At 77.3% G+C, this 15609-nt stretch carries 7 protein-coding genes; all 7 read right to left on the reverse strand.

All coding sequences use genetic code 11. From position 1 onward, the window contains the following. Window positions 1-3: 3 nt before the first annotated feature. Genes F8568_RS06635 through F8568_RS06665 form a run of 7 tightly spaced genes read right to left on the reverse strand, consistent with a single transcriptional unit; the run spans window position 4 to window position 15557 of the window. A complete protein-coding gene (locus tag F8568_RS06635; protein ID WP_151592480.1) occupies window positions 4-882 on the reverse strand; it encodes a galactokinase in 879 nt (292 codons plus the stop codon). Beyond that, window positions 879-1640 carry a hypothetical protein gene (locus F8568_RS06640; protein ID WP_151592482.1) on the reverse strand — a complete coding sequence of 254 codons (762 nt, stop codon included), beginning with the start codon at window positions 1638-1640 and terminating at the stop codon, window positions 879-881. Before F8568_RS06640 ends, F8568_RS06635 begins: the two co-directional genes overlap by 4 nt. Next, window positions 1637-2860 (reverse strand): glycosyltransferase, encoded by a 1224-nt coding sequence (locus tag F8568_RS06645; RefSeq protein ID WP_151592484.1) that lies wholly within the window; start codon window positions 2858-2860, stop codon window positions 1637-1639. The genes F8568_RS06640 and F8568_RS06645 overlap by 4 nt, the downstream gene beginning before the upstream one ends. Beyond that, the gene (locus F8568_RS47865) at window positions 2857-3678 is read right to left on the reverse strand and encodes an alpha/beta fold hydrolase (protein WP_151592486.1); all 822 of its coding nucleotides are present in this window, start codon (window positions 3676-3678) and stop codon (window positions 2857-2859) included. Before F8568_RS47865 ends, F8568_RS06645 begins: the two co-directional genes overlap by 4 nt. Beyond that, complete coding sequence (locus F8568_RS06655; RefSeq protein ID WP_151592488.1) at window positions 3671-3952, reverse strand: acyl carrier protein; 282 nt, start codon at window positions 3950-3952, stop codon at window positions 3671-3673. Before F8568_RS06655 ends, F8568_RS47865 begins: the two co-directional genes overlap by 8 nt. Continuing rightward, window positions 3949-8202 (reverse strand): beta-ketoacyl synthase N-terminal-like domain-containing protein, encoded by a 4254-nt coding sequence (locus F8568_RS50225; protein WP_151592490.1) that lies wholly within the window; start codon window positions 8200-8202, stop codon window positions 3949-3951. Before F8568_RS50225 ends, F8568_RS06655 begins: the two co-directional genes overlap by 4 nt. After that, window positions 8199-15557 carry a type I polyketide synthase gene (locus F8568_RS06665; RefSeq protein ID WP_151592492.1) on the reverse strand — a complete coding sequence of 2453 codons (7359 nt, stop codon included), beginning with the start codon at window positions 15555-15557 and terminating at the stop codon, window positions 8199-8201. Before F8568_RS06665 ends, F8568_RS50225 begins: the two co-directional genes overlap by 4 nt. Window positions 15558-15609: the final 52 nt, after the last annotated feature.

The raw sequence follows: 15609 nt of genomic DNA on the forward strand, positions 1-15609 counted from the left end.
AGGTCAAAGGCCCGCGGCGGCGGTCGGGAGGGCTGTCAGGAGGCGGGGCGGGCGCGGGAGGTCGGGGGTCAGGCGGGTGGTGAGGGCCCGGCGGATGACCGGGACGGCCGTGGTGGGGGCCAGCGCGACGACGCAGGCGCCGATCTTGCGGCCGCCGAGGGCGCCGGCGCTCAAGGCGGTGCGGAGGGCTCGGTCGGGAAGCGGGTCGCCGAAGGTGTGGGCGTCGGTGAGGAGCGGGCCGAGGGCGGACGGGCCGGACGCGCGCAGGGCGGCGGCGGCGCGGGCCGCGGCGCCCGGCGGGGTGGGCAGGGCGGACGAGTGCCGGGCGCCGAGGTCGACGATCAGGACGCGCAGGTCCGCGGCGGCGAGGTCGAAGGGGATGTGTTCGAGGGTGCGCGGTGTGGTCAGGACGGCGTGGGCGGCGCGGGCGTGCAGGGCCGTCCGGTAGGCGGGGTGGCCGGTGAGGGGGTGCGGTCCGGCGGGCGGGCCGTGCAGGGCCCGGAGTGCGAGGAAGGTGGCGGCGGCGGTCTCGGCTCCGGTGAGGAGGCCGGTCTCGGCGGGGAGCTCGCGGTTGATCACCAGGTGGGTGCCGGGGGCGGGGTCGGCGTGGGAGTTCAGCACGGCTGCGGGCTCCCGGGCCCAGTGCGGGACGGGCCCGGTGAGGGACGCGGCGCCGTCGGTGTGGTGGTTCACCGAGTAGAGCGAGTGGCCCGAGGACGGGCCCGCGGCGACGATGGCGCCCCAGGGGACGGCGATGGTGAGGCCGTCCAGGAGCGGCAGGCCGATGAGGGCGCGGTGGATCGCGGTGGGCGGGGAGCCGTGGACGCGTTCGAAGACGTACGCGGTCATGCGGATCTCCGGGGACGTGGTGGGGCCGATCAAGGCTCGTCCTTCCGCGGGCGGCGCGGCAGGGGGCGCGGCCAGGGCGGGAGGTCCTCGACGAGGGTCCGCCACCACGTGTACGGGGTGAGGGCTGGCCGCAGCAGCGCCGTCCGGTGCAGGTCGCGGGGTGACAGCGGGGTGCCGGCGAAGACGAGGTAGGGGACGGCGCAGTAGGCGATGAGGGCGACGGGGCCCCATTGCGGGTCGGCCGCGAGGGCGGCCAGGACGAGCGCCATGGCGAGGATCGAGGGCACGACGGCCTGCGCGAGGGGGACGCCGAGGCCGTGCAGCCAGGCGGCGCGTCCCTTGTAGGCGGGGGAGCGTGGGGTGAGGTGGCAGGGGACGACGACGTGGTCGGTGTCGGCGTCGTGGTGGCGGAGGCGCGCCATGGTGCTCGTGTAGTCGCCCGTGTAGGCGTCGTCCAGGAGTTCGGTGTGGACGACGGCCGCGAACCCCGCGTCGCGGGTGTGGCGGAGCATGTCGAGGGCGCGGGTGACGGGGAGGTCGGCGGGGATGAGCCCGAGGACGTCCAGGCCGGTGTCGCGGGCGTGGGCGATGGCGGCGTGCCGGACGTTGGCGGAGATGACGGCGCCGTCGGCGCCGATCACGTCATAGCCGGCGGACTCGCGCAGGCCCTCCCAGCTGAGCGGGGCGGCGCGGCGGGGCTGCGGGAGCCGGTGGAACCGCGCCAGGCGGCGGCGGAGCCGCATCGCGTCCGCGACGAGGCCCGCCGCCACCAGCGCGGGTACCGCGATCACGCCAGCTTCTCCAGGCGGTCGGCGGCCTCGGCGGCGCCGCCGGCGGCGGCGAAGGAGTCCCGGACGGCCTCGGCGGCGGCGCGGTGGGCGGTGCCGGTGAGGACGGTGGTCAGCGCGTCGCGCAGTTCGGCGGCGCGGACCCGGCCGAACCGGACCTGGACGCCGGCGCCGGCGGCCTCGACCTGCCGGGCGATGACCGGCTGGTCGTCCCGGATGGGGGCGACGACCAGCGGCAGGCCCTGCGCGAGGCTCTCGCAGACGGTGTTGTGGCCGCCGTGGCAGATGACGGCGGACATCCGCTGCAGCAGCCGCAGCTGCGGGACGTACTCGCGGACGAGGACGTTGGGCGGCGGGTCGTCGAGGGTGCCGGGCGGGGCGACGAAGACGGCCTGGACGTCCAGGTCGCGGACGGCGTCGGCGGCGACCCGGTAGAACCGTTCGCCGGCGGGCCCGTTGAGGGTGCCGAGGGACAGCAGGACGGCGGGCCGCCCGTCCAGCCACTCCCACGGGAACGCGGCGCCGGCCGGGCGGTCGAGGGCGGGGCCGACGAACGCGAAGTGGCCGGGGAAGAACGAGGTGTCGCCGACGAGCGCGCCGGTGGAGAAGATCAGCACGAGGTGGTCGGAGAACCGCAGGTCGAGCAGGTCGTCGATGCCGTGGTCGAGCTGGAAGCCGCCGATCTGGTCGCGGACCCAGCGCTCGACGAGCGGCATCCCGGCGAGCGGCCGGGTGAACTCGGCGGAGGTGGTCGCGGAGGTGGCCCACGGGATCTCGCGGTGCCGGGCGGCGACGGGCGCGGCGAGCACGATCTGGTCGCTGACCACCACGTCCGGGCGGAACCGGTCGAGGGCGGTCTCGACGCCGGGCATCATCGCGTGGCCGAGCGGGACGATGAACTCCTCCCACAGGAACCGCAGGGCGGCGGGGCCACGCAGGCGCAGCCACTCCGCGCGGGCGGCGGCGAGCCGCGCGGCGAACGCGTCGTCCTCGGCGGAGAAGATCCGGGCGCCGGCGCGCAGCAGCGGTTCGAGGGTGGCGCGGTGGCCGGTCCAGGCGACGGTGTGGCCGCGGCGGACGAGTTCGGCGCCGACCGCGACGGTCGGGTTGATGTGCCCGGCGAGCGGCGGGACGGCGAACAGGAACCGGCGCTTCGGCGTCTCGGCGCGGGGGATGCCGGGCGCGCCGAGCAGGGACGGGACCTGGACGCGGCGACCCTTCACCGGGCACCTCCGGCGGCGGCGGCGGGGACGCGGGTGCCCGCGTGGTCGGCCAGCCAGGGCAACATGACCTCCAGGAGTTCGGCGGTCCCTTCGCGCAGCACGGCGTGGGCGTGGCCGGCCATGACGTGCAGGGTGCAGCCGGGGACGGTGCGCAGCAGCAGCCGCCCCGCGGCAGCGACGTCGGAGTGCTGCCCGTACACGGCGAGGACGGGGCAGCGGACGGCGGCGAGGTCGGCGGGGCGGACGGGTCCGGTGCGGGCCAGGTCGTCGAGCAGGGTGGTCCGGTTGACGAGGGCGTCGGCGGCGGCGATCTGCCGGCCGGTCTTGCGCCATCCGGCGGCGAGCAGCTGGTCGGCGAGCCGGTCGTACTCCAGGCCGAGCGCCCCCGCGGTGAGGGTGTTGAGCAGGCCCTCGGCCCATCCGTCGTGCTCGGCGGGCCCGTACGCCTCGATGAGCACGAGCCCGGCGATCCGGTCGGGCCGGGCGAGCGCGGCCTTCAGTGCGATGACGCCGCCGAAGCTGTTGGCGACGAGGTGGACGCGGTCGTGGCCGAGCGCGTCGAGGATCCCGAACAGGTCGGCGACGGCGTCGTCGGCGCCGTAGCCGTCCGGGGTCAGTTCGGAGCGGCCGTGCCCGCGCAGGTCGTACAGGACGGCGTGCGCGCCGGCGTCGGCGACGGGCCCGGCGATCGTGTAGTAGAAGCTCGACAGGTTGTCGAGGAGGAGCCCGTGCAGGAACACGGCGACGGGCGCGCCGGGCGCGGGCGGGCCGATGGTCTGGACGTGGAAGCGGACGCCGCGGACGGTGACGTCAGGCATGGGCGGCCTCCGTGGCGGCGATGTGGTCCACCAGGTCGCCGACCGTCAGGCCCATGATCTCGTCGATGTCCATGCCGGCGATGAACGCGGCGAGGTCGACGCCGTCGCCGTAGTGGTCGCGCAGCTTGTCGGCGAGGGCGACGAACTCGATGCTCTCCAGCCCGAGGTCCTCGTTGAACGAGGTGTCGCGGCCGATCTCCACGTCGAGGAGGAAGTCCTCCCCGACGACCTCGGCCAGCATCCGGACGACCTGCGTCAGGGCGTCGTCGCTCATGTTCGGGTCTCCTCCGTGTCGGTTCCGCCCGCCGTGACCGTCCAGGCCACGACGTGTCCGTCCAGCTCGCGCGTCCCGACCTCGGTGACCGCGCCGCCGCCGGTGACCAGCAGGTGCTCGGCGTCGGACACGGTGAAGGCGGGTTCGGGGTGGCCGGCGGGAAGGGCCTGCAGGACGGCCTGCGCGGCGGCGCGGACGCGGGCGTCCGCGCCGCCGGACGCGAGGCCGACGCCCGCGGGCTCGCCGGCGGGCCGTGCCAGCGCGACGCCGAGGTCGGCGTCGGAGGCGATGGACACGGCCAGGTCCTGGTCGAAGGGTCCGGTGACGGCGTGGTGGGGCCCGGTGCCGTCGCGGACGGTCAGCTCGGCGGGGAACAGGGGGCCGTGGCCGTTGCGCCACAGCCAGTCCCGGACGGCGTCCTTCGCGGCGATGCGGCCGAGCAGCCACGGGCCCTGCGCGGAGCCGGGGAGCCGCTCGTAGTCGGCGCGTTCGGCGGCGCACAGGTACTGGCGCATCAGGAGGTCGCGGGAGGCGGCGCCGTCCCAGCGCTTGCGGGCGAGGCACCAGCCGCCGTCCTGCGGTTCCCCCATGCCGGACACTTCGGGAGTGAACTTCATCCGCCACACGGCCTCATCGGTGTAGAAGCGGTGGGTGGTCCATCCGTCTATGCGCGCCCACAGGTTCCCGTCTTCGCGGACCATCTCGACGGAGCAGCGCAGCGTGGTGTCCGTGAGGGAGTCTGCCCAGACGGTGGTCTCGAGGCGTTCGCCCGCCGACGGCGGCGGGCCGTACAGGGCGACTCGTTCGATCCCGACGGGGAAGACGGTCTGGTCCTTCTCCCCGTACACCTGGATCCAGTGGCCGCACAGCTGCCCGGCGCTGTCGATGAGCGCACCGGGCGTGGGCAGGGACGTCAGGACGCCGCGCACGCCGTCCTCCGCGACCGCGACGATCTCGGTGACGCCGCGGAACAGCGGGCCGTGGAACATCCACCGCTCCTCGTAGAGCCGCTCGGCCGTGACGACGGGCGGGCCCTCGCCGGTCAGCGGGGTGCGGTCGGGTGGGGACGGGGGGAGGTGGCGGTCGGCGAGCAGGACCGTCCCGTCGGTGTGGCCCGGGATGACGACCTTGACCCGGCGCGGGCCCTCGGCACCGGTCCCGTCGACGATGTGGGCGCGGATGTCGGCGCTGGTCGGCGGGGCCGCCACGACCCACCGGACGGCGCGGACGGCCTCGAACCCGACGACGACCGCGTCCGGCAGCAACTCCCGCGCGGTCGCGGCCATCACCTCCAGCAGCGTGGCCAGCGGCACGATCGGGAACCGGTCCGACATGTCGGGCCAGCCGGGGGGCTGCGGGAACACGCAGTGGTCCGCGAGGTAGGGCATCGCCTCCAGCGAGAACACCCGGGTGATCACCAGTTCGTCCGCCGGTCCGCCCGCCGCTTGCCCGGTCGCGGGCGCCGCCCCGCCGCCGCCGAGCGCCTCCAGGACGGTCTGCGCGCCGGTCGCCGCGTCGTTCAGCAGCGCCTCCAGCTCGGCGAGCACCGGATCGTCCGCGGGCAGCGACGGCACCGGCGCGCCGCCCGTCCGGATCGGCGGCACGGCCCCGTCCAGCCTGACCAGCGGGGTGCTCAGGTCGAGCCGCATGCCCGCCGACGCGGGCGGCGCCGGGGACGCCCCGTACCCCTCCGCCCACAGCGCCGCGACGACCCGCCGCAGCTGCGCCATCCCGTCGCGCTTCGGGACGTTCACCGCCATCGCCAGGTGCTCGCGGGCGCCGAGCCGGTCGCCGACGAACCCCGTCAGGCTCCCCGGCCCGACCTGCACGAACGCCCGCACATGCGCCGTCCCGTACAGCTCCTCGACCAGCTCGCTGAACCGCACCGGCTCCAGCAGGTGCCGCGCGACCAGCTCCCGCACCGCGTCCTCGCCGGACGGGAACGGCGCGGCCGTCGTCCCCGACCACACCGGGAAGCGCGGCGCGCGGACCTCCAGCGCCTCGAACGACGCCTGCACCTGCTTCTCGTACGCCGCCGCCAGCGGCGTGTGGAACCCGCTGCGGAAGGGCAGCTCCCGGCCGAGGACGCCCTCGGCCGCCAGCCGCTCCAGCACGTCCCGGACGTCGCCCGGCGGTCCGCAGATCACCGACTGGTGCGGACAGTTGTCGTGGCTGACGTACAGGCCGGACCGCCCGGCGATCGCCTCCTGCGCCCGGTCCGCGCCGCAGCCGAGCGCCCCGTACAGCACGTCGGGGGCGTCCAGCCCGTCGCGGCCGAGCGCCCGCACGAACGCGTCCACGGCGGCCGTGTCGTACATCCCCGCGACGATCATCGCGGTCCACTCGCCGAGGCTGTGGCCGGCCGCGACGTCCGGTTCGACGCCCAGCTCGGCGAGCGCCGCGGCGAGCAGCCGGCCCACCGCGATGACGTCCGCCGCGTGGCCGAGCAGGTCGGTGCGCCCCGTCGGCTCCGGCTTCGGCATCCCGAAGTGCTCGGCGACGTCGTCCACGCGCGGCTCGAACGCCGGCTCGAACCCGGGGAACAGGAACGCCAGCCGCCCGCCCTCGGCGAGCAGGGGCCGCGGGGCGAACCACACGTCGCTGCGCCCCCGCCACGGCGTCCCCCGCTGGACGACCGCCCGCGCCAGGTCCAGCCTGCGCGCGGTCGGCCCCACGACCGCCACGCGGACCGGCAGGTCCGGCGGGGTCTCCCCCGCGCGCGCGAGCAGCTCCTCGTCGGGCACCGCCAGCAGCGCCGCCAGCTCCTCGGCGGTGCGCGCCGCCAGCCTCAGCACGCCCTCCTCCGCGGGCGGCGCCTCCAATCTCCGGCGCCTGCGCGCCCGGCCCGCCGGAGGCTCCTCCAGGATCACGTGCGCGTTCGCGCCCCCGAACCCGAACGCGTTCACCACCGCCCGGCGCGGGCCCTCCGCCGGCCGCGTCCACTCCGCCGCCTCCCGGACGACCCGCAGCCGCCCCCCGTCCAGCGCCGGATGCGGATCGTCCACGTGCAGCGTCGGCGGCAGCACCCCGTCGCGCAGCGCGCACGCCGCCTTGATCAGCCCCGCCATCCCCGCCGCCGGCATCGCGTGCCCGATCATCGACTTCACCGTGCCGAGCCCGACCGGCGCGCCGCCGGTGCCGAACACCCGGCGCATCGTCGCCAGCTCCGCCTCGTCCCCCGCCGGCGTCGCCGTCCCGTGCGCCTCCACCAGGCCCAGCGCGCCCGGCGCCCGCGGATCCAGGCCCGCGTCCCGCCACGCCCGCTCCACCGCCAGGACCTGCCCGTCCACCAGCGGGCTCATGATCCCGGCCGCGCGGCCGTCGCTGGACGACCCGGTCCCGACGATCACCGCGTGGATCCGGTCGCCCGCCCGCACCGCGTCGCGCAGCCGCTTCAGCAGCACCACCCCGGTGCCCTCCGCCAGCAGCGTCCCGTCCGCCGCCCGGTCGAACGGCCGGATCGTCTCGCTCGGGCTCAGCGCCCGCAGCTGGCTGAACACGCTCCACACCGTCACGTGGTGCGCGTGATGCACCGCCCCCGCCAGCATCGCGTCCGCCTCGCCGCCGCGCAGCGCCCGCACCGCGTGCTCCACCGCCAGCAGCGACGACGCGCACGCCGCGTCCACCGTGTACGCCGGGCCCCGCAGATCGAACCGGTTCGCGATCCGCGCCGCCGCGAAACTCGGCACCAGCCCGACCGACGCGTCCGGGCCGTCCGGCCCGACCCGCGCGCAGAACGCCCGCCGGATCTCCTCCAGCCGGTCCGCGCCGAGCTCCGGCAGCAGCTCCGCCAGCACCCCCGCCAGCTGGTGCGACGTCCGCACCCGCTGGTCGAACCGCGCCGCCCCCGGGGTGATGTAGCCGCCCCGGCCGATCACAACGCCGACCCGCGTCCGGTCCGGCAGCCGCTCGTCGCCGCCCGCGTCCTCGACCGCCTCCGCCGCCGCCCGCAGCGCCATCAGCTGGTCCGGCTCCATCCCCGGCACCGACGCCGGCATGATCCCGAACCGGGCCGGATCGAACGTCGCCAGCTCGTCCACGAACCCGCCGCGCCGGCAGTAGAACCGGTCGCACTCCGGCGCCCGCCCGTAGGCGTCCGGGTCGTAGTACAGCGCCGGATCCCAGCGGCCCGGCGGCACCTCGGAGATCGCGTCGATGCCCGCCAGGACGTTGCGCCACAGCTCCGCCGCCGAACCGGCGCCGGGGAACACCGCCCCGGCGCCCACGATCGCGATCGGCTCCCCCGTCACCGGACCGTCCCGGTGAACACGACCTGCGTCTCGTCCCCGTGCGCGATCTCCCGCAGCAGCGCCGCGACCCCCGCGTCCGGATCGATCAGCCCTATCCCGCGCCGCGCGTACTCGCGGGCCAGCTCCGGCGACACCATCCCGCCGCCCGCCCACGGACCCCAGTCCGCCACCAGCACCCGGCCGCGCAGCCGCGTCCGCCACACGTGCGCGAGCGTGTCGCACGCCTCGTTCGCCGCCGCGTAGTCCGCCTGCCCCCGGTTCCCGTGGACGCCCGCGACGCTGCCGAACACGACGAAGAACCCCACATCGGGGCGCACCGCCGCCGCCAGCGCCGACGCGCCGTCCACCTTGGTCCGGTACACCCGCTCGAACGACTGCGGCTCCTTGTCCCGGACGAGCCGGTCCTCCACGATCCCCGCGCCGTGTATCACCCCGTCCAGCCGGCCGTGCCGCGCGTACACCCGCTCCACCGCGTCCCGGACCACCCGCGGCTCCCGCACGTCCCCCGCGTGGTAGCGGACCGACGCCGCGTGCTCCCTCAGCGCGTCCAGATTCGCGCGGATCTCCCGCTCGGCGAGGATCCGCCGCACCGTCGCCTCGATCTCCGCCGGACGCCGTCCGCCCTGCGCGACCAGCGCCCGCCGCAGGCCCGCCTCGTCCGGGACGTCGGGGAACGACGCCGGGCCCACCGGCTCCAGCGTCCGCCCCATCACCTCGATGTGGCAGCCCGTCGTCCGCGCCAGCTCCAGCGCCGCCCGCGCGGTGACGCCCCGCGCGCCCCCGGTCAGCAGGACGACGCCGTCCCGCTCCAGCGGCACCCGCGCCTCGCCCCGCAGCTCCGCCGGCACCAGCCGGATCGTGTGCCGCAGCTCCCCCTCATGCCCGACCACCACGGGGCCCCGGGCGTCCAGCAGCTCGGCCAGGATCCGCAGCGCGATCGCGCGCGGCGTGTCCTTGGTGTCCACGTCCACCGCCCTGACCAGGGTGTCCGGATACTCCTGCGCGACCGTCCGGGCCAGCCCGCGCAGCCCCGCGCCCGGCCCCGGGTCGCCGACCCCGCCGCCGTCGAACGCCCGCCCGAACGTCCCTCCGGCCCCGCTCGCCACGACCAGCCACCGCAGCCCGCCCGCCAGCGCCCGGCGGATGCCGGTGTAGGCGTCCGGCAGCACCGCCGTGGCGCCCGGCCGCAGCGCCGCCAGATGCACCAGGCCGTCGCACTTCCCGTCGACGTCCATCGGCGTCCGCACCCGGGCCCCGTGCCGTTCCAGCAGGTCCGCGAGCTCCAGCGCGACCCCGCACCCGTCGTCCACCACCACGATCGTCCGGCCGTCGAACGCCGTCCCGGTGTCGTCCGGGACCGGCAGCGCCTCCAGCTCCGCCGTCCGCACCACCTGCCGGACGACCCGCCGGGCCCGCTCGCCCGACGGCCGGACCCGTCCGGCCAGCACCCTGCGCGCCCCGCCCGCCTGGTCGGACGGCACGGGCGGCGCGGGCGTCCCGCCGCGCGCGAACGGCTCCGCCTGGGCGTCCTCCCCGCCGAGCGCGGCGACCCCGTCCCCGGCGAGCCGCACGATCTCCACGGCCGCATCCCCCACCGACCGCCGCCCGGCGGCAGCGGCACCGGCCGATGTCTGCGCCGGGGTGCCCGCACGTGTGTCGCCATCGCCTTCCGCCACGCGGGACGACGTCGCGTGCGTGGTCTCTTCGGCGGTGCTCGCCGCGCTCTGCGGTGGCCCGCTCGGCGGCTCTTCACGCCGCGCATCGGGCGGCGTCTGCGCAGGTGGGTCCGCGCCTGCGTCGTCCTTGTCCTCGGTCGTGTCCGGCGACGTCGCGGGCTGTTCGACCGTCGTCGTCGCCGCGGTCGGCGGGTGCTCTGCTGTGCCGGCCGTCTCGGCCGATGGTCCTTGCGCGAGGAGCGGGGTCGCCTGGGGCGGGACGGCGGGGCGCTGCGGGCCGGTGGCCGACGGGAGGCGGGCACTGAGCCAGTCGACGATCTCGCCGATCGTGGTGATGCGGGTGAGCTGCTCGATGGCGGCGTCCGGGGCGGTGAGGCCGGTGCGCTCGGTGACCTCGCCGATGATGACGGTGCGCTTGATGGAGTCGATCGACAGGTCGGCCTCGAGGTCGAGGTCGCCGTCCAGCATGGACTCGGGGTAGCCGGTGCGGGCGCTGATGACCGCCAGGACGGTGGCGCGGACGTCGCGGGGCGGTTCCGGCGCGGCGGGCAGGGCGGGAAGGGTCTCGCCGGGCAGGACGGGACGCGGCGCGGGGACGGGCGCCGGGGCGGGCAGGGCGGCGGGCGCGGCGCCGAGATGGCGCAGGATGACCTCGCGCTGCGCGGCGATCAGGTCGCGGCCGGCGCGCAGGTACTCCAGGACGGCGGCGTCGGAGCCGGCGGGCCGGTCGGGCCCCGCGCCGGCGGCGGGCACGCGCTCGGCGGGGCGGAGGCCGCCGGGCGGGTAGCCGCCGTCGGCGGTGCGGACGAGGTGGCCGTTGACGATCCAGCCGGGCGCGGCCGGATCGGACGCGGGGTCGAGGACGCGGGCGTCGCGGCCCGCGAACAGCGGCAGCGGGTCGACGGGGACACCGGCGGCGGCGAGTTCGGCGAGGGCGTGCAGGAGGCGCTCGACAGAGCCGCCGACGGAGCCGCCCTCCGCGGCGTCGCAGGCGACGGCGGTGTGCGGCCGGTCGCCGAGGATGCGGCGGGTGAGGCCGGTGAGGACGCGTCCCGGCCCGGCTTCGACGAAGGTGCGGGCGCCCGCCTCGTACATCGCCTCGACCTGCTCGACGAACCGGACGGGCGCGGCGAGCTGCCCGGCGAGGGTCGCGGCGAGGTCGGCGGGGTCGCTGTCGTAGGGCGCGGCGGTGGTGTTGGACCAGACGGGGAACGCGGGCGAGCGCAGGTCGCGGCCGGTGAGGGCGGTGCGGAGGGCGCCGGAGGCGGCGGCGACGAGGGGGCTGTGGAAGGCGCAGGCGACCGGGATGCGCTCTGCGGCGAGGCCGCGTTCGGCGAGGACGGCGAGCGCGCGGGCGACGCCGGCGGTGGTGCCGGACACGACGACCTGGTCGGGCGCGTTGTGGTTGGCGACGACGATTTCGGAGAGGCCGGCGACGGCGTCCTTGACCCGCCCGAGCGGCGCGGCGACCGCGGCCATGGTGCCGGGGTCGGTGCCGGCGGCGGCGAGGATCGCCTCGGCGCGGGCGGCGCTGAGCTCGATCATGTCGGTGTCGTCGAAGACGCCGGCGGCGCACAGCGCGACGAGCTCGCCGTAGCTGTGCCCGGCGGCGAGGTCGGGATGCACGCCGACGGCGGTGAGCAGGCGGTGGACGGCGAGGCCGGCGATGCCGAGGGCGGGCTGCGCGACGCGGGTGTCGGTGAGCGCCTCGCGCTGCCGGCGGGCGTCGTCGGGGCCGAACGCGGCGGGCGGGAACATCGCGGGCGCGTAGCGTCCGCCGGCGAGACGCAGCAGGCGCTGCAGGCGGGGGAAGGCGACGAAGAGGCCGGCGAGCATGCCGGGCCGCTGGCTGCCCTGGCCGGGGAACAGGAACGCGACCTGCCCGGGATCGCCCGGGGCGCGGACGCGGACGCCGGGTTCCGCACGGAACTCGGCGGCGGCGGCGAGCTTGCCGCGCAGGTCGTCGAGGCTCGTGGCGACGACGGCGGCCTGGACGCGTCCTTCGGCGGACGCGCAGGTCCGCGCGAGGTCGCGCAGCCGGACGGAACCCGCGTCCAGCAGCCGCCGGAGCCGGGCGATCTCGGCGCGCGCGGCGGTGCGGTCGGCGCCGCGGATCAGGAACAGCTCGGCGGGCCATTCGGCGAGGCCGGACACCGGTTCGGGGCCGCCGTCGTAGCCGGCGAGGACGGCGTGGAAGTTGGCGCCGCCGAAGCCGAAGCCGCTGACGCCGGCGTACCGGTCGCCGGGGCGGGCGGCCCAGGGCCGCGCGGACGTCCCGAACGCGAACGGCCCGTCCGCCTTCCATCCGGCGTTCGGGCTGGTGAGGTGCAGGGTGCCGGGGAGGACGCCGGTGTGCAGCGCGTACGCGGTCTTGATCAGGCCGGCCAGCCCGGCGGCGCACTTGGTGTGCCCGATCTGCGACTTGACCGAGCCGAGGGCGACCGAGCCGGGCGCGGCGGCGGCGAACGCGACGGTGAGGGTGGCGAGCTCGGTGCGGTCGCCGACCTCGGTGCCGGTGCCGTGCGCCTCGACGAGCCCGACGTCGGACGGGCGGACGCCGGCGCGCTCGTAGGCGCGGTCGAGGGCGAGCCGCTGCCCTTCGGCGCGGGGCGCGGTGAGGCCGAGGGAGCGGCCGTCGCTGGATCCGGCGACGGACTTGACGACGGCGTAGACGCGGTCGCCGTCGCGTTCGGCGTCGGCGAGGCGCTTGAGCACGACGCAGGCGACGCCCTCGCCGAGCGCGATGCCGTCGGCGGCGGCGTCGAACGGGGCGCAGCGGCCGGACGGCGACAGCGCGCGGACGGCGGAGAACATCAGGTAGTCCTGGATGCCGTTGTGGACGTCGGCGCCGCCGCACAGGACCATGTCGCTGCTCCCGGCGGCGAGTTCCTTGCAGGCGGTGTCGAGCGCGGCGAGGGACGAGGCGCAGGCGGCGTCGACGGTGCAGTTGGCGCCGCCGAGGTCGAGCCGGTTGGCGATGCGTCCGGCGATGACGTTGGTGAGGACGCCGGGGAAGGAGTCCTCGGTGGGCTCGGGGAGCTGCTCGTCCAGGCCGGGCGGGACCTCGCCGTAGTAGGACGGCAGGGCGGCGCGCAGCCCGTAGGCGGTGGCGAGCTCGTTGCCGCCTCCGGCGCCGAAGAACACCGACGTGCGGGACCGGTCGAACGGGCGGTCGGCGTATCCGGCGTCCTTCAGCGCGCGCGCCGCGACCTCCAAGGCGAGGAGCTGGACGGGCTCGATGCTGCCGAGCGCGCTCGGCGGGATGCCGTAGGCGAGCGCGTCGAACGGGACGTCCGGCAGGAACCCGCCCCATTTCGACGGGGTCTTGCCGGGGTCGGACGGGTCGTAGTGGACGGCCGGGTCCCACCGCCCGGCGGGCACCTCGGTGACGGAGTCGACGCCGCCGACGATGTTCGCCCAGTAGGCGTCGGCGTCGCGGGCGCCGGGGAACACGCAGCCGACACCGACGATCGCGATGTCGGCAGGACGGGCGGCGCCGGACGCGGCGCCGGACGCGGCGCTGGACGCGGCGCTGGACACGGCGCCGGACGCGGCGCTGGACACGGCGCCGGACGCGGCACCGGACGCGGCACCGGACGCGGCGCCGGACGCGGCGCTGGACGCGGCGGCCCGGTCCCCGGCGATGCCAAGATCGGCGGCGCGCGCGGCGAGCAGTGCGGTGGCACCGTCGGTGACCTGTCCGTGCAGGTCGGCGAGCGTGGTCGTGGAGGTGCGCAGCGCCGCGACGTCCCCGATCATGTAGAGGCCCTCGGCGTGCTGCTCGTCCGGCCCGACGGGGGTGGAGCGGCGCAGGCCCTTGCTGGCGATGCGCAGCCGGCCGAGGTTGAGGCGTTCGAGCTGCCGCCACATGTCCTGCCGGGCCGTCCCGGCGTCCTCCAGTTCGCGGCGCGCCTCGGTGAACCTCTCGACGTAGGGGGTGCGGGCGCAGCGGGTCGCGTGGCCGGGCGAGGTCTCCAGCAGCGCCGTCCCGTCGCACTCGAGGGCGGCCTTCTGGAAGCCGGGCAGGATCGCGCCCGCCGCGACGGCCTCGGCGGTGAACAGGTAGGCGGTGCCCATCAGGACGCGGACGCCGGCGCCGCGTTCGGCCAGCGGGCCGGCGAGCGCGGCGACCATCGCGGCGGACCGCGCGTCGTGGATCCCGCCGGCGAACATCACCGACAGCTCGGCGGGGTCGCCGCCGAACGCCTCGAGCCGCTCGATCTGCGCCTCCCACAGCGGGAAGCTCGCGCGCGGCCCGACGTGCCCGCCGCACTCCCGCCCCTCGAAGACGAACTTGCGGGCGCCCTCGGCGAGGAACCGCTCCAGCAGGTCCGGCGACGGGACGTGCAGGTACGCGCTGACGCCCGCGTCCTCCAGCGCCGCCGCCTGCGCGGGCCGCCCGCCGGACACGATCGCGTACGGGGGCGCGGCCTCGCGGACCGCGGCGAGCTGCGCCTCGCGGACCTCCGGCGGCGCGAACCCGAGCACACCGACGCCCCAGGCGCGGCCCGCGAGCCGGTCCGCGGTCTCGCGCAGCAGCGCCCGCACCCGGTCGCCGTCCATCAGCGCGAGCGCCAGGAACGGCAGCCCGCCCTCCTGCGCGACGGCCGCGGCGAACGTCGAACGGTCGCTGACCTGCGTCATCGGCCCCTGGACGACCGGGAACTCGGGGCCGTCCGGGGTCTGCCGGGACGCCAGCGGCGCGGCCCGCACGGCGGCCCGCAGATGCTCGGCGATCCCGTCCCGGACCGCCTGGACGACGCCGCCGGCGGTGCGGTGCCGGGCGGCGAGCGCGGCGGCGAGCGGCGCGTCCTGCCCGGCGGGCAGCAGCCGCGACCGCAGCCCGGTCGCGCCGATCCGCGCGCCGACCTCGGCCGGGGTGAGGCCGGCGAGGGCGATGTCGGGCAGGCCGGGGCGGGCGTAGACGCGGTGGCCGTGCACGACGCGGGTCTCCGAGCCGTCCATCGCGGTGAGCGCCGCGGCGACGTCGGCGGGCAGGTCCATCTCGCGGACGAGCGCGAGCTGCACGTCCAGCACGACGCCCGCCGCTCCCCCGGCGACGGCCGCGGCGGCGGTGCGCGGGCCGATGCCGCCGGCGGCGAGCACCGGGACGTCCACGGCGCCGTCCGCGAGCAGCCGCTGCAGCAGCACGAACGTGGTGAGGTCACCGACCCGGCCGCCCGCCTCGCAGCCGCGGGCGATGAGCGCGGTCCCGCGCGTGCCGGGGAACCCGCCGGCGACGGGCAGCACCGCGGCGGCCTCGGCGGCGTCCACGACCTCGACCAGCAGCCGGCGGCCGCGCGCGAACCCGGCGATGTCCAGCGAGTCGTCGGCGAGCAGCGCCGGGGCGTCGAACACGACGGTGCCGGCGGCGTCCGGCAGCTCCTGCGGGCGGACCCGGCAGCCCGCCGGGACCCGCACCCCGAACGGGCCCGCCCACCAGCGGCGCACGTCGGCGAGCGCGGCGAGCGCCGGCTCCCGGTCGGTGCCGAGGTCGAGCACGCCGAGCCCGCCGGCCCGCGCGACGGCCACCGCGAGGTGCGGCGCGGGGCGGCCGAACGGCGTGACGCCGACGATCTCGGTCCCCCGCCCGGCCCCCGGCGCCCGCCGGTCCGGGCCGTCCTGGACGGCGGCCCTCGTCTCGTCCCCGTCCGCCGCCGTGCCCCTGTCCGCGGCCATGCACTGCCCCCCGACGCGTCCCGCGCGGCCCGACCCGGCGACCGCGCGGCTG

Source organism: Actinomadura physcomitrii (assembly GCF_008923205.2).
GTDB lineage: Bacteria > Actinomycetota > Actinomycetes > Streptosporangiales > Streptosporangiaceae > Spirillospora > Spirillospora physcomitrii.